Here is a 23,375-nt window from a genome sequence, read left to right as displayed (position 1 = left end):
CCGCGAAGGCGGCCGTACCGTCGGCGCCGGCGTGGTTGCCAAGATCATCGCCTAATTCATCAGGCTGAGATCGTCCTTTGACGGCCTTCGGGCCGTCTGATGGGCACAACGATGGGGACAGACTTTTTGGTCTGTCCCCATCTGTTTGAGCGGGAACGATGATATACTCCCGCCTCTTGAGCAGTACCGAAGTACCTTTACCACATTGCCGGCAACAAGCCGGAACGTTCTTTTAAAGGAATTAGCATGTCCGCTCCAAACCAGAAAATCCGTATTCGCCTGAAAGCGTTCGACTACAAGCTGATCGACCAATCGGCCCTGGAAATCGTCGACACCGCCAAGCGCACCGGCGCCGTCGTCAAAGGCCCAGTCCCACTGCCGACCCGCATCCAGCGTTTCGACGTGCTGCGTTCCCCGCACGTGAACAAGACCTCGCGCGACCAGTTCGAAATCCGTACGCACCAGCGTCTGATGGACATCGTGGACCCGACCGACAAGACCGTTGACGCACTGATGAAGCTGGACCTGCCAGCTGGCGTCGACGTCGAAATCAAGCTGCAGTAATACAGAATGTCGTCGGCGGAGCGATCCGCCGATACAGCAAGGGCCGGGAAGTTCGCATTGCGGATTTCCCGGCCCTTGTCATTTGTGGCTTCCATTTTGGCGCCTGCATCACAAGTCACATTCCGGCAAGCCCTAATACTTCCCCGAAAGCGCATTTTCAATTTGCCCGAGCGAGCAGCATCGCTGCTGTCGTGTCCAAAACACACTCCATGCGCAATGCATGGGAATCGGACCTACACTGCGCCGATTTAAGTTTCAACAAATCCAGAAGAACCAGGCCAAGGACACTTGTTAGTCTCTTCAACTTGACTTGGCATGCATCTTTTCAAAGCGCTGTTCCGCGTACGAAGCCCATGCATGCTAGACGATACGATGCAAAACTCTGGATGCGACTTGTGGCAACTGGCTACCTATGAACGCCCGCTGAAACTTGTACTGGCCGACAATGGCGTACTTCGCGAAGACATACTGCTGCCGCAACGAGTGATCGGCGAAGAACGCATTTGCGGCGGTTTCGAGTACCGCATTCTGTGCGTCTCAGATAGTGCGGCACTGGCTTTGAAAGACTTTATTGGTTTGCCCGCCGATCTACGCGTAGTCACCGATCGTGGTGGGCTGCGTCACATTTGCGGAATCATTACCGAGGCGGCGTCCGGTCAGAGCGATGGAGGTCTGGCAACCTACCAAGTCGTCATGCATGACGCGCTTACGGTTATGGAAAGGCGCACAAACACCCGGGTATTTCGTCAGCAGAGCGAACTGGATGTAGTCAGGACGCTGGTAGCAGAATGGCATGCACGAAATCCGATTTTGCGAGAGACGTTCGAACTGCAGATTGACGCCGCTCTCGGTCGAAAGTTCTCGCCGCGCGAATTCATCATGCAACACGATGAGTCCGATGCTGCGTTTGTCCGACGCCTACTTCAGCGATGCGGGATAGCTTGGTTCTTCCGCTCAGGCCTGCCTGAAATCACATCGGAGCATCGTAATCATGATCGTCAGAAGGCGGTAGGGCATACGTTATTCCTGTTCGACGGCTCGAGTCATTTGGACCAGAATGCAGCCGGCACCGTACGTTTCCATCGGGATGCTGCTACAGAACAACGCGACGGAGTTACTGGCTGGAGTGGCATACACACGCTTCAGCCCGGCAGCGTCACCTTGCACACTTGGGACTACAAGAATCCGTCGAGTCGAGTGCTCATGGAAACGAGTGTCCACTCGAAAATCAAACATGGCCGACAAGAAGCCGGGCTGCTCGCAAACCTGGAGAACTATCATGTGGCGCCACCCCACGTGGCCGATACCACACTCGATCTCGCCGCACTAGGCTACGCGCGCATGGAGCACTACGAATATGAAACGAAAAGCTTTCATGGCGAAGGAGGGGTGCGTGATTTTGCAGTTGGCGAGTGGTTCAGTTTGGAAGGCCATCCGGAAATCGACACACATCCGAGGCAGGAGCGCGATTTCCTTATCACCGCCCAGCACATCGCAACGCAGAACAATTTGCCCATAGAAATTGGCGCTCGTATTGAGCGACTGTTCGAGTGCAACGGCTGGAGTCAAGGGAGCCGGGATCTCTTTATCGATCGTGATGGCGAGCCGATTCGCTACAAAACCCGTTTCGCCTGTGTACGTCGAGACATCCGTATCGTTCCACCGCCCGCCACCCTACTGAGGCCAGTGCTGCAGACTGCGATAGTGGTCGGTCCGGCCAATGAACAGGTCTGGTGCGACCATCTGGGACGCGTCAAGATTCGTTTTCCGGCGACCCGGCCACAAGATCACGAACACGCCAATGGTGCCGGCAGCGCCGACTCGGATGCCGATTCGGCGTGGGTGCGCGTGGCCTCCAACTGGGCTGGCAATGGTCCCGGTACAAGCGAGCAGTGTGGTACGCGTTTGTTGCCTGCAATCGGTACCGAAGTTCTGGTCGGCTGGGTTGGCGGCGACCCGGACAAACCGATCATCATCGGCCAGCTGTATAACGGCGATGGTCCACCGCCCGTATTCCGCCATGAGGAGAAACTGCCAAATACCAGGTATCAGTCTGGCATCCGCACGCGTGAAATCCGCGGCCGACGTGGCAACCAGCTGCGGCTGGACGATACGCCAGGTCAGATCAGTGTGCAACTAGCAAGCGATCACGCGTCTACTGAACTTAATCTTGGCTACCTGACTGAGCCCCGCAGTGACGGGAATGCTATCCCTCGCGGCGAAGGCGCGGAATTACGCAGCGAAGAGGCGATTGCCTTGCATGCTGCAAAAGGCATCCTTTTGAGTACCTGGAAGTTGTTGGGAGGGGCGAATTCGAAAGGAGGCCAGCTTGCGCGAGACGACTATCTGAACTTACTTCGCGAGTGTGGAGAACTCTGTGCGGCACTGGGCACCTACGCAGCCGAACACAACGGTATGTCGATCGATACCAAGGAGCAGGACGAACTGTTGGCGCGCTTCGACAAGTGGGAAGACGGCAGCAACATCGCACCGAAGGCCTCAGAGCCGGGGGAACCGGTCATTGGCATTACATCTCCAGCCGGGATCGGATTTGCCAGCTCCCAAGCAATAGTCAGCTACTCGGCCCGGAACATCGACACCGTCGCGCAACAGCACTTGCAGATGACTGCCGGCCAGCGTTTGAGCCTGAATGCCGGCAAGGGTATTTCCCTGTTTGCGCGTAGCGATGGTCTTACTGGCATTGCCCACTTCGGAAAGTTGCTGCTGCAGAGTCAGCATGACGACACCGACATCAATTCGGCCAAAAATCTGAACGTGACCGCTACCGAAGGCACGGTGACGATATCAGGCAAGGTCATCTTGCTGGTGGCGGAAGACGGTTCGTTCCTGAAATTGGGCGACGGGCCTCCGGTCCTGGGAAGCAAGCAAACGCTCCAATTCCATGCGAAGGATTTTCTTTACGACGGACCCGAAAGCATGACGTCCCAGCTTCCGAAGTTCGGTGAGGGTGGCGCAGACCAGAAACTCGCAGTGCATTACGCGCGTGGCACGCCGCTCGAGAACGGTGACCAACCGCTGGGCGCTGCTGTCAAGGACGCCAAGGTGCAGGTCAAGCTCAGCGATGGCACCGATATGCAGGTACGCAGCAACGCCGACGGAACATCCGAGCTGATCGAGCGTGATGCGATGCACATGGCCGACATCATTCTGATGCGCGGCGGTGATGAATAGTTCTATCGGAGGGGAGACAGATGGCAGACTCGAGCAGAAAATATCCGAAGTCCGAGTACAGCGCCAGCCGTACCACAACGGTGTTGCGGCCCAAACGTGCTGCCGACAAGGTCATCGAACATCCGCGCGACAAGCCTGGCAACATCATCATCGTCCACGGCGTAAACGATGTCGGTACCGGTTTCAGCGAGGTTGAGGAAGGGCTTTGTGCCGGACTGGAAAAACGCCTCTCGCGCCGCTTCAAACCTGCCACGTATTCGGCACCGACGGACAAGAATGAGGTGGTTGAGGATCCGGATGCAGTCTACTTCAAACGTAAGGTGACCACCGACACGGATAGCCCGGTCATTCCGTTCTACTGGGGCTTTCGCGAACTCGGAACGCAGACAAAGACAGTCAACGGACAGAAGACTGACCGCTACGGCACTCGCCTCGACAAGGACTTGTCCAAGGGCGGCGGCCCGTTTGCCAATGCCACAAGTACATTGCCTGATATGTGGAACCGTGGCGTCGGGGCACCGATGGACCTCATGCGTGATTCATTACGACCGCTCAAGCATGGTCCTGGTCGCATGTATATGGTGCTCGCCGCCCGGCGGCTGGCGGCCCTGATTGCAATTATCCGCGACTATGACCCCGACGAAACAGTGACGATCGTCGCCCATAGCCAAGGTTGCTTGCTGAGTTTACTTGCGCAGGCATTTCTGATGGAGCGTGGCGAACACGTAGCCGACACGCTGATCCTGACCCATCCGCCATATAGCCTGGAGGAGGATCTGAATTGGAAGGCTGATATAGCGAATTGGTTCTCAGGCGGAAAGGATGCTCCGATGGAGGGACAATACGAGCGCATCGCCGGGTTGCAGAGTCTGCATGGAAGGTTGCAGACGCTGGTTAATATCGTACAAGGTGTTGCCAAAGCAAAGGCAAGCAGCCCGGTCTTCGCAAAAATCAACGAGGCCGAATTTGGCGGCATGGTCGAGGGGCGCTGGAAGCCAAATGAAGACCGCGATAACCGCGGCAAGGTGTACCTCTACTTCAGCCCGGAAGACATGACGGTTGCGCTTGAAAACATGAAGGGAATCGGCTGGCAAGGTGTGCCGGACTATATTCAGGGCACTGAAGCGCAATACAAGCAAGTCAGGAAGAAAATCGGACGCGGAAGCGACTACGATATCGTGACACGCATGGAGTGGGTTCGCACAACGGTTACGCGCATGCCGTTGAAAGAACTTGGGGATAGCTTCCTCCAGCGTGTGTTCACGTCAAAGCAGCGCCTTGATCCACGTACGGCCAAGGTAATGCCGGTATTGATTGGCCAGCCGCCTCACGATTTTGCACTGTGTATCAAGGGTGAAGACGACCACGCGCACGTCGAAAAGAGCGGGCGTGGCTTACGTGCATCGCTCCAAGTCGCTAAATGGCCGATCCAGCCAGGTGAGAAACTGGAGGATCAGCGCTACGGGATCCGGAGGATCAATGGTGAACCGTTGACCAAGCCCTGCCTTGCGGACATCCGTGGCAATCAAATTGATGCTGACAGAATTCCAGCGAGCTCAACGCACTCAAGGCTAGTAGGGGCCGATCGCGGGCCGTGTGAAGAAGTTGACCCGATAACGGCGGCGATCGCGATCTCTAACGAGGATGGCTTGCGGATTAGTCCGGAAATACGCCCTGATCCAGCAGGGAAAATCAGCTACCCGAATGTACAGGAATCTCTCCCCAAACACGACCTGGACCGTATCGAGGCAGCGTACAACGCTGAAAAGAATCTGAAAATTATAAACGACGATAACAGATTCACCATTGTGAGTGCAATGCGTCATCCTAACGGGAAGGTAGTCGCGATGGTGAAGGAAAGCCGCGATGTTGCACGCAGGCGTTGGCAAAATGAGGTCAGTGCGAAGTCCTTCCACAGTGCCATTTTCGACAGCCGCAAAAATCATAGCCAGGTTACTGCGTACGACGTAGCGATTGGCAGGGGCAGGGCGTCTACTGATCCGAATTTTTATGCTTATTTGTGCGCAGTTGCAGACTGGCGGCTGAAAAAGATAGGAAAAACTACGGATAAACCACGTCCAGGGATAAAGGCGTGGGATGCGTTCTTTAATGAATTTAGTCCTTATCTTGAATGCGAGCCGCAATGGCGGCGTGAACTCATCGAAGGAAACATGACGTACTACAGCTCAGGCATATTGCCTGCCTGTCTACCGCTGTTAACAGGTGGACTTATGGAGATCATCGTGTCGGAAACAATGGGAGGTCAAGTCACCCGGACAGTCCCAGTGAAGGAGAAAATATGAGTGGCGGGGCATTGGTTAAAGAGGCAGCGGTCAAACGGCCAATTGCATGGCGATACGTTGCCGGTGCGGTTGTGGCATACCCGATCCTGCTTGTACTTTGGCTAGTTTTCGACTTCCGGGTTTTGAATGCGGAATTGGTAAATACTAACGTGGAGACGGCAATGAACAAGTTACGTTGGTTTGGAGTGCCTCTTGCAACGGTTGCACTTCTATTCGGCGGTAGTTGGCTAGTTGCTTCGATTAAGGCGGACGCACGTGAACGTGACTGGCAACAGAAAACAAAGCATCTCAGGGAGCAAAATAGCAATTCAAATGCCGGATATGCGCGCCAGGAATATGCCTTGGAGGTAATTGGCTTAGGTGTCACCGTCGAAAAATACCGACAAGGAAAGTTATGGGAAGCTTTGCAAAATGGAACACCGTTTACCAGCATTCGCGAGCAAGATCCGAAAAAGTATGAGTGGGCCAAGGACGACAAGCTTGGAGTTAGCGGAAGTCGAGCCTGCGATGCACTGGAGAACGGTGCTGAACTGTCTCCAATGTTCTGGGGAGTACCAACGTTTTATGCCGGCAGCCCGATCGGCCACCCAGCGTACCAGCCAAGCGAAATATCTCCCGAGCCGGGATTGGCTGCTAGCGCAGAGGGAACTGGAATGGCATGGCACCTGTTCGTAACGGGCACATGGGAGCTGGGAGAACGCCCTGACCAGCTGCTGGAAAAAGTGTTTGCCTTTTTTGACGCCCATCCTGATTTGCCGTATATCGTCCTGCTAGCTGACGACAGTTCCGCGACTCGACACGCATCACGCGATCCCAGCACACCGCCAATCATTGAGAATGGCTACTATATTCCCGAGATGCCAGATTCGACCGCTGTCTTCGTACTGGCGCGTCGAGAACGCGTGGAGCCATTACGTCCATACATATGGGACGATCCTGATAACGATTATCTGCAGGAGAACTTACGGATGATGTACTACGCCCTGAAAGAATCCGTACCCACGCCCGAAAAACTGGCTAACCCTGAAAAATTCCACATTGGACGTAACCCGACTGTGAAGGAGTGGCTAACTGCGGCAGCGACCTTTGCAAAGCACCCGGTGTTCGACAAGGAAAAGCCCGACATATCCCTGGCTGCATTTCGTCGCTGGCTGAACGACCCGCCAAAGGACTGGAAGCCGACTCCCTGGTTCCCGGTTCCATGGAATCGCAATCAGATGGAAGCGTTCGATAAATTGCCTTCGCTGGGTTTCATCCATCGCCCAGTCTTCGTCAAGTTCGAAGACGAGCAAGGCAAGCCGGTCAAGCGTCGGGATACGCGCCAGAAAATACTGGAAGCTGGTTGGCAGCAGGCTCTCCAAACCTTGCCTGCTGCCGAGCGCGCGAAAGGTCCGGCGCGCATCATCGGCGCCTTCGGGAAACAGGTCGAACAGCAGCTTGCATTCGAAGGCACCTTGCACAGCTACGCAGCGCAAGGCGGACCCGAGATCGATACCAGCAAGACGGCGCAATTCATCAATACCGACCATCGTTTTGGCAACACCGGCGCCAGCACTTTCTTCGTACAGATGGCGGTTGGTGTGATGAGCAGTTATTACCAAGGCGGGGCATCGGCCGCAGTCAATCTGCGCGATCCTGCTGGCGCCAGCATTGTCTTTATCAGCCCGCCATCGGACGAGCGGCGCGCAGCACAGAAAGGACGGGATCTGTTCAAACATCAGGTCGAACCGGCGATCAATCCGGAGAACTACAAGCCGCCCACGGTTGGAGAAGTCGTAGGCGCAGGAACGTGACCTGGGCCGGACTTCATTTGCTGATAGAAGCGGCAGAGGTCGACAAGGACATAAAACAACGGTTTTTCATGAACAACCAGGAGCCGCCCAATGAGAAACGTTATCCGTTTAGGCGACATCACATCTCACGGCGGCAAAGTCATCAGCACGCGCGCGAGTCATTTCAAAGTGGGCGGCGTCCCGGTTGCTTGTGTTGGCGATCCCTGCAGCTGTCCAATCTCGGGGCACAACGGATGCACGATCGCCAGCGGATCTGCGCGCCATCGCATCGAGGGTGTTGCGATCGCTTTTGAGGATGACGTTACCAGTTGCGGCGCCAAATTAAAATCGAGTTTACAGACATATGGCACCACATGACGACGGGTGCCCTCCCGCCGCATGACGGTCACCACTTGCAGCCATGATCCTTCTTGTCCAGCAGGATCGCCAGCGGCATGGCCACCAGCGCCAGCACGCCCGCACCCTGGAAGGCGGTCAGGCACCATGGACGTTTGGCGTCGCCGAATTTGTTCTTGAAGCGCTGTAGCTCGGGCGCGGGGGCGGCCGAGAACACCGTGCCCATCGGGCCCGATGGCACATCTTCATTCTCCAGCACCTCGCGCACCGAGCGGCGCATTTCCTCGATATCGAGCTTGCCGTCATGGCGCGGCGCTGCCGCGGGCGAGGGCGGAACAGGTGCGGCCGGCGCGACTGCCGCAAACGGATCGTCCTTCACCGCCGGCGCGACGACCGGCGCCTGTACCACGAATGCTGCGCCACTGGCTTGCTGGGCCAGCAGTACGCATGCGGTGGCGATCGCCAGAGAAACGCGGAACCGGGCATTGCGGCTTGTTGTCATGGGACGAAAGGCGGCGTGGGATATGCGAATGTAACCCGTTGCGCCGTCCAAGATGGCGCGGCACGCGCATTTCATGCACGGCGCATCGACCGCCGGGCGCGAGCATGATGTAATCGACCGGTTAGCCGTTAGATGATCGAAGCATGCTCCGTCCGCCATTCGCATTGACCCCGCGCGCCGCATCCGGCCGCGATTTTTTCAGCCGCAGCAAGCGTCCCAGCCTTGTTTCCGCAGCCTTGATCGTCCTGGTGCACATGCTTCTGGTGGCGGCGTTCATGGAATATGGCGGCATGCCGGATCGCTTCAAGGACAGCAGCCCGGCAAGCTATATCGCCTTTACGTTCATCGCGGCGCCGAAGTCCGCGCAGCCTGCCGCGACAGCGCAGGCGCCAGCAATCGCGCCGCCCCCGCTACGCCGCGCGCCGCCGGCAGCGAGGCCGGAACCCACGGCGGCCCCGGTATTCACCTTGCCGGACGCACCGGCATCCGGGGCGCCGGCCGAGGTTCAAGCGCAGCCGGTGACCGCAGCACCACAGCAGCGTATCGACATGACGTCGCTGCGCGCCGCGGCGCGCCAGATCGACAGCGAGCGCGCGCCGGCGCAGGGCGAGGCAGAACAGCTGCGCTCTCTCGAGGACAGCAACCTGGCGCGCGCGGTGCGCCAGGCCAAGCGGCCCGATTGTCAGAAGAAGTATTCGGGCGGGACTGCAGCCAACGTACTGCTGCTGATCCCTCTGGCCATCGAGACCATCACCGACAAGGGCTGCAAGTGGTAGCAGCCCTTGTGAAGGCTGCGCTTATTTGCTGCCGGTCTTCCAGCGCATGCCGAAGCCGAAGTGGCGGTCCATCAGTTCGTGCGCGCTGGTCATGCCCTGCTGCTGGAAGTACTCGGCCAGCTTGGTGATCACCAGCTGGCCGCCGCGGTTCTCGATCAGGGCGATGGCGCACATGATCTGGCGGTCGCCGCCATCGAGTTTGACTTCGACCGGCGCCTGGCCCGGTGCGCTGACCGTCACCACGCCGTTGGTCACGCCCCAGTTGGCGGCGCCTTCGTAGATGAACGAGAAGATCACGGCGCGCTTGATCTGGTCAAAGCGTTCGCCGTTGATGTACAGGTTCTCGCCGTTGAGGGCGGCGCCGGTGCGGTCGTCGGCGTCGAGCTGGATGAAGGGCTCGCGCTCATAGTCGCCGAAGGTGTTGCCGAGCGCCTGCACCAGGCCGCGGCGGCCGTCGCTCAGCTCATACATGCAGCCCAGATCGAGGTCGATGCCGCTGCGGCCCTTGCGCGCGGCGCCGGCTTTGTTGGCCATGTCGCCCGCCTTGTTGGCGAGGTCGCCCGCCATATTGGCCAGGCGGTCGAGGAAGCCGCCGCCGCGCGCGGCCGAGGATGGCGGCGGCGCCGATGGCGGGGGCGGCGCGATCGCCGCCTGGTTCCAGTTCAGGTTGACGTGGATGCGGCCATAGCCCTGGCCGGGACGCTTGTCCAGCGAGACCTTGTCGCCGCGCTTGTCGAGGGTGATCTTGGACAGCGAGACGCGTGGTGCGGCCGGGGCCGGGGCAGGAGCAGGCGTCGCAACAGGCGCAGCAGGCCGCGCCGACGAGGTCTCGGTGCCGCCGAAGTGTGCCAGCAGCGCCGACAGGCCGCCATTGAAACCCTGGCCGACGGCGCCGAAGCGCCATTGGCCGTCGCGCCGGTACAGCTCGGCCACGATCAGCGCTTTCTCGTCGCCGAAATCAAGACCCGACCACGGGAAGCGCAGCGCGCTGCCCAGGCTCAGCGCACTGGCGCCGAGCGTGCGCATGGTGGCGGCGCCGTCGATCGCGGCCACGAACACCAGCTTGGCGACCGGCGCCGGCAGTGCGTCCAGGTTGACGGCGAAGCGCGCACGTCCGCCGGACAGGTCGAGGCGCACCGCGCCTTCCGGGCTGGCCAGCTGGTTGTAGAACACCATGTAGCGGTCGTCCGACAGCTTGTCGCCGGCGTCGAGGCCGAAGCAGGAGACGTCGACCGAGGCGCCGTTGGCGGCGATGTCGATGTCGACGTTGAAGGCGTGGCCGGTGCCGAGATCGGCCAGCTTGCCTTTCTGGCCGCGTGAGTATGTCGTCATGAAGGTTCTCCTTCCAGGAATGGTTTGTGACCCAGCTCTCCGTGCGAGCCGAACAGGCGCGATTGTTCGACCGTGCGCTCGGCCCAGGCGCGGTGGGTGGCGACTTCCTGCATCGCGTCGTGCATGCGGAACACTGCCGGCGCCGAGGCGTCGAGGATGGCGCGCGCCACCGCCAGGTCGTGCGGCGTGACCTTGAAGTGCTGTTCGATCGCGCCGATCTGGGTCGGGTGGATGGCGGTCTTGCCGATCATGCCGTGGGCCAGGTCTTCGTTGACTTCCTGGTCCAGCAGCTCGGGCAGGTCGAGGTATTCGAACACCGGCGCGGTCAGCATGAAGCCATAGGGACGGAAGGTCGTCACCAGACGCGCGATCACGGGACCGAGCGGAGTGCGGTAGATGGTCATGCCGCGCGGACGGCGCAGGCCGAGCAGGGCCAGCAGATCGTTGCCGCCGACGCGCAGCGCCAGGATGCGATGGCGCACGCCGGGTGCTTCGAGCGCCATGCGCAGGCCCTGCATCTCGGCGTCATCGAACGCTTCGGCGGTCTCGATGGTCGGCATCACCAGGTGCTCGGTGTGGCGCAGCAGGCGCCAGTAGCTGTCGAAGTTGTGGCGCGTGATCTTGGGCAGCACGAAGCCGGTCAGCTTGTCGACGCCGGGCATGGCCAGCACGCGCGCCAGCACGTCGGGATTGCGCACGCGGACGAAGCGGTCGGCGGCGACGTCGACGCGCATATTGGCCAGCACCACCGACAGGTTGAACAGCGACCAGCTCAATTCGCGGTCGGCGATCGAATCCTCGAGGCAGAAGATCAGCGACCGCGCCTGAGGCAGCTTGTCGCCGTTGGCGATCGCGGCCAGGCTCTTGTGATTGGCGGGGACGTACAGCGACGCGCCCAGGGATTTAGCCATCCGATGCACTCCTGATCAGGGATACGGCGTGATAGGGAAGGGTGGAATCGGTCTCGACCGGCACCCGTTTTTCTTCGGCCAGCACGGCCAGGTGCGCCACCTGCGGCGCCAGCGGGTCGCGCAGCACCAGCATACGCGGCACGCGGCGCAGCAGCACGCGCGTGGCTTCGCCGATGCCGGGTTTGATGAGGTTGACGTCGGCCACGCCGTAGCGGCGCATGGCGGCGCCGATATAGTCCTGCGAGCGTCGGCGTGCGGCGGCCGCATCGTTCGGTGCTGCCGGCGGCTGGTCGGCGGCCTGCGCCAGCGCCAGCGCTAGGCGCGCTAATTCATCGGCGAATGATTGCGAGCGGTCGATGCCGGCGAACTGCGTGTAGAGCACGCAGCCGTGGAAGTCGTCCTCGCCCATCGCCGCGTCCATCACCGTGCGGCTGACCAGCCCCGACACCGTCGCGTTCAGGATGCTGGACGGAATCAGGTAGTCGTCGCACGAGGCGGCGCAGGCGGCGCTGCCGGCCAGGTCGGACAGCACGTGCAGGCCGCTGTCGATGGCCGTGCCGTGGCGCCGGTTGAACGCCGCGACCGAGGCGGCCAGTTCGCGCGCGATCACGCCCTTGCCGGTCCAGCCGTCGAGGAACACGATCGATTCCGGCGCGTGGCCGCGTGCCAGGATGTGGCGCAGCGCGGCAGCGTCGATGCCGCGGTCGCGCACGATCGACACCGAATAGTGAACGGCGTCGCGGCTGAAGACGTCGCGCAGCAGGCGCGTGACCACCACGCCCACCGGCGTGCCGGCGCGCGCCAGCGAGACGACCGTCAACGCTCCGGGCGGACGCGCCGCGATCAGGGCGGCCAGGCGCAGGCAGTCGCGCGCCATGCGCGGGTTGTTGGCGGCGCAGGCTTGGTCGAACAGGCGCATGTAGCGCTCGGACGGCGCCGCTTCCGGCGACAGCATCTGGCTGTAGTGGCGCCGGCCGCTCTGGATCAGCGCTTCCTTTTCGGCGACGCCGGTGAAGTCCTGCTGCGCCAGTGGCCGCAGCAGGAAGGTGACGTCGTCCGGACGGTAACTGCCCGAGAAACGGTCGCGCGCGTTCACAGCGCCCCCACGGTGAGGCCGGCGAGCTGGGTGCCGCGCGGGATGATGGCGTAGTCGCAGGCAGCCATGAAGCGCGCGTCCGAGCGGCTGTCGCCCATGCCGAAGGTGACGATTTCGCCGTGCTCGGCGCGCAGGCGCGCGCTGATGTGGGCCACTGCATTGGCCTTGTTCAAGGCATTTGGCAGGATCGCCAGGTTGTTGCCGTTGCGGTGGATGAAGTAGTCGCGCTTGCCGTCGGCGATCCATGGCCGCACCACGTCTTCTTCGAGCGTGGCCAGGCGTTCGTGGCGCTTGTCCGGATCCTTCACCACCAGGAAGAACGGGGTGGCGAAATCCTCGATCATGCGCGCGCGGCCGCCATAGCCGGTACGCGTGCAATGCTCGTCGATGTGGGCGGACAGCTCCTGCAACCCGGGCAGGGCGGCGTGCATCGCCGTCCGCATGCCGTCCAGCCACGGCTGGTCGACCGCGCCGCCGGGTTCCAGCACCACGCCGCCGTAGTTGATCACGGCGTAGCTGGAGAACGGCAGCGACACCCGGCGCAGGCCGTCGAGGTCGCGCGCGGTGGTCGGGATCACGGTCATGCCGTCCTGCAGCAGCGCCAGGAACGAGCGCTGGGCGCGCGTGGTGTACGAGCACACGCTGCCGTCCTTGTAGTAGGCGGCCGGCTCCAGTGCGTCGACATCGTCGGCGAAGGCGCCGAAGCTACCGCACTTGCCGAAGGTCTGGAACAGGGTGTCGTCCAGGTCAGCGAACAGGAACTTCTTCAACGTGGTCCTCGGACTGGAAGTGGAACAGGCGCGCATTCAGGGTTTTGGCCAGCGCCCGCAGCGCGGCGTTGGGCGCGGTCTCGTGGCACAGCAGCACGTGGTCGTACTGGCCGGGCGCCACGTTGTACAGGTAGTTGGCGATGCCTTCGCCGTAGTTGTCCTCGAAGTCGAGCGCGTGCGATACCGCGCCCCAGGTCAGGATCGGCGAGCGCGTGGTCGATTGCACCGACACCGCCATACCGAGCGACTGCAGGCTGGCCGCCAGCAGCAGGGCGGGATGCATGAATTCGCCGGTGCCCAGCACCAGCACGCGGTCGGTGCGCGCGAACTCGTGTTTCAGGCGCGTGGCCAGCACCTTGGGCGCATTCAGAGCACGCGTCAGTCCCAGGCGCCCGAAGGCGGGGCTGGCGCCGCGTTCGGCCTCGTGGTCGTAACGCTGCGCCGTGCCGGCGTCCGGCGGCACGGCGCCGGGCGTGAAGCTGAATTCTCCTTCGATCAGCGCGCCGCACGTCACCGGCAGGCCGAAGCGCGCGTCCAGCGCCGCGGTGGCGGCGGCGCCCATGAAGTTGACGATGGTGGCCAGGTGCACGCGCTCGATGCCCGGGTTCAGGCGGCGGCAGGCGTTGGCCAGGTTGACGAAGGTGTTGCCGGTGCTGGCTTCGTCGTCGACCAGCACCAGGGTGCGCGCCGCCAGCAGCAGTTCGCGCAGCGCGGCATCGGTCGGCGCGTGCAGGAACTGGCGCGGCGCGTGGCTGTGCGCTTCCTCGAACTCGATCAGCTCGCCGTCGCCGACGCGGTAGCGGGTGGTGTGCAGGAACAGCGCCGGCTGGCCAGGATGGGCGCGCAGCCAGGCTTCGAACACGCCCTGGCCCAGGCCGATCGCGGTTTCGGCCATGGCGATGAAGACGACCGGGCCCTCAACTGCGGGCACGCCGGCGGCCAGGCGCGCGTGCACCGCCAGCATCTCGGATGGGGTGCAGGGCCAGTGCTTGCCCAGTACCTTGCTCATGAACAGGAAGCCGCGCCTGGCGTTGGCGCGCGCGGCAAAGCCGAGCAGCGCCTCGAGTTCATCGGCGCCGCGCCCGATCTTCAGGTCGAGGGTGCCGGTGGGAAGCGCGATGTGGCGCTGGAGGGGACGATGGTCTGGTGCGTTCATGGAAGTTCGGTCGGGGTGCTCAGTTCGGCCACGCGCATGCCGTTGGCGACCGGCGCGATGGTGACGTTGTCGAAGCCGTCGGCGAAGCCGCGCAGCGCGATGTAGGGCAGGTTCGGTCCCGCCAGGCAGGCCATGCCGATGCCGCCCGACATGCGCGGATTGATTTCCAACAGGCGCGGACGGCCGCCGCCTTCGCGGAACTGGGCGTTGAACACGCCATTGAGCCGGTAGTCGGCGCACAGGCGCGCGGTGGCGTCCAGGATGTCCTGGCGCATGTCGATGATCTGGCCGCTGCCGCCGTGCGGCAGCTTGCGGCGCACCACGGCGGCGGCCAGGCGGCCGTTGTCGCCGACGCAGTCCACGCTGTATTCGGGGCCGTCCAGGAATTCCATCAGCAGCATGGTCTTGAAGGTCCCCATCGTGGCCAGGCCGCGCCGCAGGTCGTCGTAGCCGACGTGGTATTCGACGCCGCCCAGCAGCAGGGCGGCGCTGCTGCGCCCTTCGTCGACGATGGCAAAGCCCTGGCCGTAGATGCCGTGCGACGGCTTCACGCACAGTTTGGCGTGGCGCGGACGCAGCGCTTCCCACGCGGCGTCGAACTGTTCCAGCGTCTCGAAGCGGCGGAACTCGGCTACCGGCGCCTCGGGCAGCACCGTCTCAGCGTAAAAGCGCGCCTTGTCGTGCACCAGTTTGAGCATGTCCGCCGGCGCCGCGCTCAGTACGCGCACGCCAATGTCGGCGAAGCGCGCGTGTTCTGCCGCCAGCGTGGTCGCTTCGCGGCCCGGCACGAAGATCTCGATGCGGTGTGTGCGGCAGAACGCCAGGCACCAGTCGACATAGGCGTCGCTGTCCAGGCCGGTGGGCTCGGTGTGGAATTCGTGGGCCAGGCGCGCCGCCGGCGTGTGGCGGTTGGCGTTGCTGTGGATGATGGTGAAACGGCCTTCAGTATCGGCCTGGCGGATCAGTTCGATCGCGGCGTAGACGGACGAGAAGGTCCTGTTGTACCAGACGCGCATGCGGGTGTTCTCGGTGATGTGGCGGAAAAAGGTCCGCGCCACGGCGCGGACCCTTGGGGGAATGCCCCGCTGTGCTTGAAAGCTGCTACGGCTTAGACGTTGACGCCGAACGAGCGCGCCAGCGGACCCAGGCCGCCCTTGAAGCCCTGGCCGACGGCGCGGAACTTCCATTCGCCGCCGTGGCGATACAGTTCGCCGAAGATCATCGCGGTTTCGGTCGAGCTGTCTTCGGACAGGTCGTAGCGTGCGATTTCGGCTTCGCCGGCCGCGTTCAGGCAGCGGATGTAGGCCTTGCTGACCTGGCCGAAGCTCTGGCGGCGCGCTTCGGCGTCGTGGATGGTGACGCAGAACGAGACCTTGTCGATGTCGGCCGGCACGCGCGACAGGTCGACCGCGATTTTCTCGTCGTCGCCGTCGCCCTGGCCGGTGGTGTTGTCGCCGGCGTGGACCACCGAGCCGTCGCTCGATTTCAGGTTGTTATAGAAGATGAAGTCGGTATCGCCACGCACCTTGGCATCGGCCTTCAGCATGAATGCGCTGCCGTCCAGGTCGAAAGCCGAGCCGTCGGTCGAGCGTGGATCCCAGCCCAGGCCGATGATGACCTTGGTCAGGCCGGGGGCTTCCTTGCTCAGGTTGACGTTGCCGCCTTTTTGCAGACTGATTGCCATGCGAACTCCTTTTCCGTTGAGAGGTGAAACGGCCGGCGCGCCGCGCGCGGTGCGCCAGATTTGTCTCCGCCAATATAGGCGGTAATTGATCAATTGTACATGGGGCGAACAGGGCCCGAAACCCGCGTTTCCTTAAGACGTTGGTACGTCCTTACATCGGCGGCGCACGTGGTTTTATCGGCCACGCAGAGGCCGGAAGAAGGCGCGGATCTCTTCGGCCAGCAGCGCCGGCTGCTCCAGCGCGGCGAAGTGGCCGCCCGCCGGCATCTGCTCCCAGCGCCGCAGGTCGAAGCAGCGCTCGACCCAGCTGCGCGGCGGCATCGCGATCTCGCCCGGGAACAGGGCCACGCCGAGCGGCGGCTTGACCGCTTCCTGCGGCGCCATCGGCCGCGCGCGGCTTTCGACGTACATGCGAAACGACGAGCCGATGGTGCCGGTGAACCAGTACAGGCTGATATTGGTTAGCAGGGTGTCGAAGTCGACATCCCGGTCGGTCCAGGTATGGAACTTCTCGGCGATCCAGGCCGCCAGGCCGGCCGGCGAATCGTACAGGCCGGCCGCCAGCGTGTGCGGCTTGGTCGATTGCTGGTGGGCGTAGGCGCCTTCCTTGTCCTGGAATTCGGCCATGCGGCGCAGGTAGTCCTGTTCTTCCTGGGTGGGCTCGCGCCGGTCCAGCCCCGGCGGGCGCAGCGAGCCGGGTATCATGTTCAGGTGCATGCCGGCGATCTGCTCCGGGAAGCGCTGGCCGAGCCAGGCGCTGACGCCGGCGCCGATGTCGCCGCCCTGGGCGCCGAAGCGCGGATAGCCCAGGCCTTCCATCAGCGTCTTCCACAGGCCGGCCGTTTCATACGGACCGATGCCCTTGTGCGCGGGCCTGGACGAGAAACCGTAGCCGGGCAGCGACGGCGCCACCACGTGGAAGCTGTCGGCCGGGTCGCCGCCGTGGGCGCCGGGATCGGCCAGCAGGGGGATGATGGCTTCCATCTCGATGAAGGAGCCGGGCCAGCCGTGGGTGATCACCAGCGGCAGCGGATCGGGACCGCTGCCCGGCTGGTGCACGAAGTGGATCGTGTGCTCGTCGATGCGGGCGCGGTATTGCGGCAGCCGGTTCAGGCGCGCTTCGACCGCGCGCCAGTCGAAGCCGTGCCGCCAGTGTGCCAGCAGCCGCTCCAGGTAGTCGGGATCGGTGCCTTCGCTCCAGCCCTGGCCGGGGAGGCCGGGAGCGAGGCGGGTGCGCGCCAGGCGCTCGTGCAGGTCGGCCAGGTCGGCCTCGGGAATGGCGATGCTGAATGGTTCGATGTCCACGGAAGGCTCCGGCGTAGTAGTAAGGGGAGCAATCGATGGTAATGCGCCCGGCAGTGTCGTGGCGCCCGGGTCCGCGGAGCCTGTTTGGAGGATCGGGCAAAGAGCCGCCAGCTTCCGGCAACTGCAGGCAGGCCGCCGCTCCGATACTGGGTGCACTACCAACCCACAAGGAGAACGGCATGACAAAAATCGCACTCGTTACCGGCGCCAGCCGCGGCCTGGGCCGCAACACCGCACTGCACATCGCCCGCCGCGGCGGCGACGTGATCGTCACCTACCAAAGCCGCGCCCAGGAGGCCGAAGCGGTGGTCGGCGAGATCCGCGCCATGGGACGGCGGGCGCTGGCGCTGCGGCTCGATGTCGGCGACGTGGCCGGCTTCCCGCTGTTTGCCGAGCACCTGCGCGCGGCGCTGGGCGAGTGGGGGCGCAGCAGCTTCGACCACCTGGTCAACAATGCCGGCCACGGCGACATGGCTTCCATCGAAGAGACCACCGTGGCGCAGTTCGACCGCCTGGTCGACGTCCACTTCAAGGGCGTGTTCTTCCTGACCCAGGCCTTGCTGCCGCTGCTGGCCAACGGCGGGCGTATCGTCAACCTGTCGAGCGGGCTGACGCGCGTGTCGTATCCGGGCTTCGGCGCCTACGCGGCGGTCAAGGGCGCGGTCGAGGTGCTGAGCGTGTACCTGGCCAGGGAGCTGGGCGCGCGCGGCATTGCCGTGAACACGGTGGCGCCGGGTGCAATCGAGACCGATTTCCTGGGCGGCGCGGTGCGCGACATGCCGGACCTGAACGCCGTCTTCGCCGGCATGACGGCGCTGGGACGGGTCGGGGTGCCGGACGATATCGGCCCGATGATCGCCGGCCTGCTGGGCGAGGACAACCGCTGGATCAACGGCCAGCGCATCGAAGTCTCGGGCGGGCAGACCATCTGAGGCTTCAGGCCGTGGCCAGGCGCCCGTGCAGCGCGGCCACATCGCGCACCGGCGGCATGCCGAACAGGCGCCCGTACTCGCGCGTGAACTGCTGAACGCTCTCGTAGCCGACCGCGTGCGCCGCGGGTGCGGCGCCGGCGCCTTCGGCCAGCATTAAACGGCGCGCTTCGATCAAGCGCAGCTGCTTCTGGAACTGCAGCGGCGTGAGCGAAGTCACGGCGCGGAAGTGCGCGTGAAAGGAAGAAGGACTCATGCCGGCGGCATCGGCCAGCTGGCCCACCGGCAGGCGCCCGGCATAGCCGGCCTTCAGGAGCGCGATGGCGCGGCCGATGCGGCGCACATGGCTGTCGGGCAGGCCCAGGCGCCGGATCGCCGCGCCATGGCGCCCGGTCAGCAGCCAGTAGTGCAGTTCGCGCAACAGCGCGTCCTTCAGGAGCGGAATCGACGCCGGCCGCTCGATCAGGCGCATCAAGCGCAGGGCGGCATCGGCGACGTGGGCATCGGTCGGTTCCAGGCGCACCGGGGCGTTGTCGCCGCTATCCGGCGGCTCATCCAGCGCCGCCATCTCGGCGGCCAGTGCGGCGATGATGGCCGGATCGAGGTCCAGCACCAGCGAACAATACGGCACGGCGCTGCTGGCCTCGACGATCTGGCTGGCGGTCGGCACGTCGGCCATGATCAGGAGCGAATCGCCGGCGCGGAAGATGAACGATTGTCCGCCCATCGGCACGTGCTTGCTGCCCTGCAGAACCAGGCAGGCAAGCGGACGCTGGACCTGATAGGCCAGGGTGGTGCGGACGGTCGAACGGATCGCCGTCAAGCCTCGGATGGCGGTCGGCGCGATGCCGTCGCCGTCGGCGTGAGCGTTCGCATGGCGCAGCACGGCGCCGAGAAGCGTGGTTTCCATGACCGCCAGTGTAATCCACGGTCATGGAAACCGGATGCCGGCGCTTACGCCGCCCTGGCGTCGGTCTCGCTCCACGTCGTCGCATCGGGCTGCGCCTGCCCCTGCCCTTGCCCTTGCCCCTGTACAGCGCGCGCCAGGTGCACGGTCTGCACCGGCAGCGCCAGCGCCACGCCGCGTGCTTCCAGCCCTGCGATCAGGGACAGGTAGATCTCCTGCTGCACGTTCATGTAGACCGTGTAGTCGGTATTGTCGACGTAGTACACCACCTCGAAGTTGAAGGTCGGCGCCGCGATGCCGTTCAGGTGGGCGCGGTCGAAGCGCACCTGCGGCTGGGCCAGCACGATCTCCTTGATCATCTCGGGCAGCTCGCGCAGCACTGGCGCCGGCGTCAGGTGCGACACGCCGAAGCCGAACACGATGCGGCGCGACTCCATGCGGCGCAGGTTCTGGATGCGGCTTTTCAGCAGGTCGTTATTCGAGAACACGATCTGCTCGCCGCCCAGGCTGCGCACGCGGGTAGTCTTCAGGCCGATCTTTTCGACCGTGCCGAGCATCTTGTCGACGATGATGAAGTCGCCCACCACGAACGGCTTGTCGAGCACGATCGACAGCGACGCGAACAAATCGCCCAGGATGCTCTGCACCGCCAGCGCGATGGCGATACCGCCGATACCGAGACTGGCCACCAGGGTGGTGATGTTCACGCCCAGGTTATCGAGCACCATCAGCGCCACGATGGCCCATAGCGCGACGCGCACCAGGAAGGTGATCGCGGCCGAGGAGGTGATGCGGTCCGGGTCCACGCTGCTACTCTGGGCGCGGGTGGCGGCGAGCCAGGTGCGCAGCGCATGGTCACCCCAGATCGCGATCTGCACCAGGGTGGCGACGATGGCGGCGCGGCCGATGAACAGCTGCACCCGGTCCGGCAGCACCAGCAGGCTGGCGCCGGCGTAGATGCCGACGATGGCCAGCACCACGAATTTGGTCGAGCGCAGCGCGGCGACCGCGATATCGTCGAGTTTGGTCTCGGTGCGGGCGGCGAGGATCGTCAGGCGCCGCACCAGGATCGATTTCAGGGCGTCCAGCCCGACCGCCACGGCCAGTGCCGTGACCAGTGCGACCAGCCAGTCGGCGGTCGTGTTGCCCAGGATGGTGTAATCCATGCCTCGTTCAAGTCCTTTCAGTCGATTACAAAAAATAAATGCGTAGGGTCCGGTTTACGCCGCGGAGCGCTCGTCCAGCGGAATGCCGTCCGCTTCCTCCAGCGCCGCCAGGAACCCGTCGCCCCAGCGCGCCACGTCGTGCTCATTGACGATCATCGCCATGCGCCCGGCGCGGTACGCCACTTCGTCCGCGCCCATGGTCAGCGCCTGGTACAGCGTGGCGCTCATGGCATTCGCGTCATAGGGATTGACCAAGAGCGCGCCGTGCAGCTCGACCGCCGCGCCGGCGAATTCGGACAGCACCAGCACGCCAGGCCGCCGGGCGGCATGGCACGCGGCCACGTACTCCTTGGCCACCAGGTTCAGCCCGTCGCGCAGCGGCGTGATCCAGGCGATGCCGCAGGCGGCGTAGTGCGCCACCACTTCCTCGAACGGCAGCGAGCGGTAGAAGTAGCGCACCGGCACCCAGTCCAGCGTCGAGAAGCGCCCGTTGATGCGGCCCACGGTGCGGTCCAGCTCTTCGCGCAGGCTGTCGTAGATCTCCATGCCCGATGCCGCCGGCGTGATGATGTTGAGCAGGGTGACCTTGCCCAGCAGTTCGGGATGCTGCTCGAGCATGCGCTCGTAGGCCTGCAGTTTCTCGAGCGAGCCTTTGACGTAATCCAGGCGCTCGATCGAGACGATGCCGGTGCGCCCGGCCAGGTAGCCGTCCAGCTCCGCGATCTGGCGCTGCACGTCGCTGCTCCCCACCAGCTGGTCGATCAGATCGACGTTGGTGCCGACCGGATGCGCGCCCAGCGCCACCCGGCGTCCGCCCACTTCGAGCGCCGTGGTCATGTGATCCACGCCGAGCGCGCAGCCGAAGGTGAGAAAGCGCGGCGCGCACGGCATGCTGTCGATCGCCTGCACCGGCGCGCACGAGCGCGCGGCGTCGACGAAGTTCTCGACGTAGCGCGGGATGTGAAAGCCCACGTAGTCGCATTGCAGCAGGCTGCCGATGATGTCGCGCCTCCATGGCAGGATGTTGAACACGTCCGACGACGGGAACGCGGTGTGGTGGAAGAAGGCGATCTTCAGATCGGGCCGCAGCGGACGCAAGAAGGCCGGCACCATCCACAGGTTGTAGTCGTGGATCCAGGCGGTGGCGCCGGGCGCCGCTTCGCGCGCGGTCTGCTCGGCGAACAGGCGGTTGACTTCAAGGAAGCGCTCCCAGTGGTCCTGGCGGAATTCGGCCTTGTCGGGGAAGGAGAAGATGATCGGCCAGAACGCCTCTTTCGAGAACTTCTTGTAGAACTGGTCGACGTCGTCCGCCGTGAGCGCCACGCGCGCCGCCTTCAGGCGCGGATAGCGCTGCGGGTCGACCGGCAGGTGGGACTGAAAGAGCGCGGGTGCGCGGCTGTCCTGCTGCGACCACGCCACCCACGACCCCTTGCGCCCGCCCGCGAAAAAGCTGAGCAGGGTCGGCATGATGCCGTTCGGGCTTTTCGGACGGCGCTGCAGCGTGACGCCGCCCTCGATCACTTCGTCGTACGGCAGGCGGTGATACACCATCACCAGCTCGGCCTCGCCGTACGACACCGCCTGTTCCGGCGCGGCCGCGGCGCCGCAGCGCAGGCCGAAGCGCTCGAACGCTTCCAGGATGCCGCCACAGCCGGCGGCGTCGGCCACCACCACGCGCGGCATTTTCCGCACCGCTTCCACCAGCGCCGGTTCGGCGGCGCCGACCACCGCCCCGCGCAGACCTGCTTCGAACATCGACAGGTCGTTCAGGGTGTCGCCGGCCACCACGATATGGGCCGGATCGAAACCGGCGACTTCGGCCAGGCGCCGCACCGCCACGCCCTTGCCGACGCCGCGCGGCAGCACGTCCAGGTAGCGCCCGGCCGAGAACAGCAGGTCGCAGCCGAGGGCGTCGACCGCCTGCTTCAATTCGGGCGTGAGCGCTTCTTCGCTGGCATAGAACGAACAGCGCCGTTCCTGCGGCACGCTCTGGCGCACCAGGCCGGGAAAGCCGGCCAATGCGCGCAGCACCGCCTGGCTGCCGGGCCAGGTGGCGGCAACCTCGTGCGCCAGCGGCTCGACCGGGCGCAGGTCGGCGTCGACGATGGTGGCGCCGACGTCGGCGATGATGTAGTGCGGACGCGGCACGGTCGGGTCGCTGAGCAGGGGAATCACGGTCTCCAGGCCGCGGCCGGTGACGAACACCAGCTTCGCCTCCGGCAGGACGCCGGAAAACAGCTCGCGCACGCGGCGCCGCGCCTCGTGGGTGCCAGCCAGCAGGGTGCCGTCGAGGTCGGTAGCCAGTACCAGGCGCGCAGGGTCCAGCTGGCGCGGCCAGCGGTCGGAGGTGATAACTGTCATGCTCATCCTTTACAGCGATGCGTCCGCCATTGCCGTTGGGTGAGGCGGCGGACCGGGTCTGGGTCTGCGCAGGTCGCCGGGGAGGCGCGCGGACCGGAGGAGGCGACGGAGCACATCGGAGATGCGCATCGGCGGTCGCCGGCGGAAGAGGGTGGATGGCGCCGGCATGGATGCCGGAGATCACGTGCGCCAGGTGCGCGCGACGCCGGTCGCCCTCGAAATAGATTTGTACAATAGCATTTCATGGCGGCATCGACAACCCGCGATTCGCCAGCGCTTCCGTAGAAGGGTG

Annotated in this window: 19 protein-coding genes; 7 read left to right on the top strand and 12 right to left on the bottom strand. The window is 63.8% G+C overall.

Annotation, left to right across the window (positions count from 1 at the left end; translation table 11 throughout):
- The first annotated feature begins 246 nt into the window (after positions 1–246).
- The 5 genes from rpsJ (at position 247) to RTQ83_RS11505 (ending at position 8,209) form a co-directional block, all read left to right on the top strand.
- The gene (rpsJ, locus tag RTQ83_RS11525) at positions 247–564 is read left to right on the top strand and encodes a 30S ribosomal protein S10 (RefSeq protein ID WP_005663509.1); all 318 of its coding nucleotides are present in this window, start codon (positions 247–249) and stop codon (positions 562–564) included.
- A gap of 357 nt (positions 565–921) precedes the next feature.
- On the top strand, positions 922–3,756 hold the full coding sequence (locus RTQ83_RS11520) for a type VI secretion system Vgr family protein (protein WP_312514466.1): 2,835 nt from the start codon (positions 922–924) through the stop codon (positions 3,754–3,756).
- A gap of 20 nt (positions 3,757–3,776) precedes the next feature.
- On the top strand, positions 3,777–6,059 hold the full coding sequence (locus tag RTQ83_RS11515; protein ID WP_312514464.1) for a DUF3274 domain-containing protein: 2,283 nt from the start codon (positions 3,777–3,779) through the stop codon (positions 6,057–6,059).
- Positions 6,060–6,220: 161 nt separating this feature from the next.
- Complete coding sequence (locus RTQ83_RS11510) at positions 6,221–7,852, top strand: DUF2875 family protein (RefSeq protein ID WP_312514462.1); 1,632 nt, start codon at positions 6,221–6,223, stop codon at positions 7,850–7,852.
- A gap of 90 nt (positions 7,853–7,942) precedes the next feature.
- On the top strand, positions 7,943–8,209 hold the full coding sequence (locus RTQ83_RS11505; protein WP_312514460.1) for a PAAR domain-containing protein: 267 nt from the start codon (positions 7,943–7,945) through the stop codon (positions 8,207–8,209).
- A gap of 28 nt (positions 8,210–8,237) precedes the next feature.
- On the opposite strand, the gene RTQ83_RS11500 is transcribed toward RTQ83_RS11505, so the two are convergent.
- Positions 8,238–8,690 (bottom strand): hypothetical protein, encoded by a 453-nt coding sequence (locus tag RTQ83_RS11500; protein ID WP_312514459.1) that lies wholly within the window; start codon positions 8,688–8,690, stop codon positions 8,238–8,240.
- A gap of 143 nt (positions 8,691–8,833) precedes the next feature.
- Here RTQ83_RS11500 and RTQ83_RS11495 point away from each other — a divergent pair, with 143 nt between their 5' ends.
- Positions 8,834–9,466 carry a hypothetical protein gene (locus tag RTQ83_RS11495; RefSeq protein WP_312514457.1) on the top strand — a complete coding sequence of 211 codons (633 nt, stop codon included), beginning with the start codon at positions 8,834–8,836 and terminating at the stop codon, positions 9,464–9,466.
- A 21-nt stretch (positions 9,467–9,487) separates the two neighbouring features.
- On the opposite strand, the gene RTQ83_RS11490 is transcribed toward RTQ83_RS11495, so the two are convergent.
- From RTQ83_RS11490 to RTQ83_RS11455, 8 genes are all read right to left on the bottom strand, one after another.
- Positions 9,488–10,798, bottom strand: coding sequence for a TerD family protein (locus tag RTQ83_RS11490; protein ID WP_312514455.1), 1,311 nt, complete (start codon positions 10,796–10,798; stop codon positions 9,488–9,490).
- On the bottom strand, positions 10,795–11,709 hold the full coding sequence (locus tag RTQ83_RS11485; RefSeq protein WP_312514453.1) for an HpcH/HpaI aldolase/citrate lyase family protein: 915 nt from the start codon (positions 11,707–11,709) through the stop codon (positions 10,795–10,797). Before RTQ83_RS11485 ends, RTQ83_RS11490 begins: the two co-directional genes overlap by 4 nt.
- Positions 11,702–12,805, bottom strand: a complete 1,104-nt coding sequence (locus RTQ83_RS11480) for a cysteine protease StiP family protein (protein WP_312514451.1) — start codon at positions 12,803–12,805, stop codon at positions 11,702–11,704. Before RTQ83_RS11480 ends, RTQ83_RS11485 begins: the two co-directional genes overlap by 8 nt.
- The gene (locus RTQ83_RS11475; protein ID WP_312514450.1) at positions 12,802–13,575 is read right to left on the bottom strand and encodes a hypothetical protein; all 774 of its coding nucleotides are present in this window, start codon (positions 13,573–13,575) and stop codon (positions 12,802–12,804) included. Before RTQ83_RS11475 ends, RTQ83_RS11480 begins: the two co-directional genes overlap by 4 nt.
- Positions 13,553–14,731 carry a phosphoribosyltransferase domain-containing protein gene (locus RTQ83_RS11470; protein ID WP_312514448.1) on the bottom strand — a complete coding sequence of 393 codons (1,179 nt, stop codon included), beginning with the start codon at positions 14,729–14,731 and terminating at the stop codon, positions 13,553–13,555. The genes RTQ83_RS11475 and RTQ83_RS11470 overlap by 23 nt, the downstream gene beginning before the upstream one ends.
- The gene (locus RTQ83_RS11465) at positions 14,728–15,789 is read right to left on the bottom strand and encodes an ATP-grasp domain-containing protein (protein WP_312514446.1); all 1,062 of its coding nucleotides are present in this window, start codon (positions 15,787–15,789) and stop codon (positions 14,728–14,730) included. The genes RTQ83_RS11470 and RTQ83_RS11465 overlap by 4 nt, the downstream gene beginning before the upstream one ends.
- Before the next feature lie 50 nt (positions 15,790–15,839).
- A complete protein-coding gene (locus tag RTQ83_RS11460) occupies positions 15,840–16,415 on the bottom strand; it encodes a TerD family protein (protein WP_312514444.1) in 576 nt (191 codons plus the stop codon).
- Between the two features lie 174 nt (positions 16,416–16,589).
- The gene (locus RTQ83_RS11455) at positions 16,590–17,720 is read right to left on the bottom strand and encodes an epoxide hydrolase (protein WP_312514442.1); all 1,131 of its coding nucleotides are present in this window, start codon (positions 17,718–17,720) and stop codon (positions 16,590–16,592) included.
- Between the two features lie 179 nt (positions 17,721–17,899).
- Between RTQ83_RS11455 and RTQ83_RS11450 the strand changes: the two genes are divergently transcribed.
- Positions 17,900–18,652, top strand: coding sequence for an SDR family oxidoreductase (locus tag RTQ83_RS11450; protein WP_312514440.1), 753 nt, complete (start codon positions 17,900–17,902; stop codon positions 18,650–18,652).
- A gap of 4 nt (positions 18,653–18,656) precedes the next feature.
- Here the strand turns inward: RTQ83_RS11450 and RTQ83_RS11445 are convergent, their stop codons facing one another.
- Genes RTQ83_RS11445 through ggpS form a run of 3 tightly spaced genes read right to left on the bottom strand, consistent with a single transcriptional unit; the run spans position 18,657 to position 23,083 of the window.
- Positions 18,657–19,559: an AraC family transcriptional regulator gene (locus RTQ83_RS11445; RefSeq protein WP_312514438.1), complete on the bottom strand. Its 903-nt coding sequence runs from the start codon at positions 19,557–19,559 to the stop codon at positions 18,657–18,659.
- 44 nt (positions 19,560–19,603) lie between these two features.
- The gene (locus tag RTQ83_RS11440; RefSeq protein ID WP_312514436.1) at positions 19,604–20,722 is read right to left on the bottom strand and encodes a mechanosensitive ion channel family protein; all 1,119 of its coding nucleotides are present in this window, start codon (positions 20,720–20,722) and stop codon (positions 19,604–19,606) included.
- Between the two features lie 54 nt (positions 20,723–20,776).
- Complete coding sequence (ggpS, locus tag RTQ83_RS11435) at positions 20,777–23,083, bottom strand: glucosylglycerol-phosphate synthase (protein ID WP_312514434.1); 2,307 nt, start codon at positions 23,081–23,083, stop codon at positions 20,777–20,779.
- Positions 23,084–23,375: the final 292 nt, after the last annotated feature.

Origin of the sequence: Massilia sp. (assembly GCF_031995545.1) — a bacterium.
Lineage (GTDB): Bacteria > Pseudomonadota > Gammaproteobacteria > Burkholderiales > Burkholderiaceae_D > Telluria.
The sequence above is the reverse complement of the archived record's forward strand: the minus strand, read 5'-3'. Positions and strand labels throughout refer to the sequence as shown.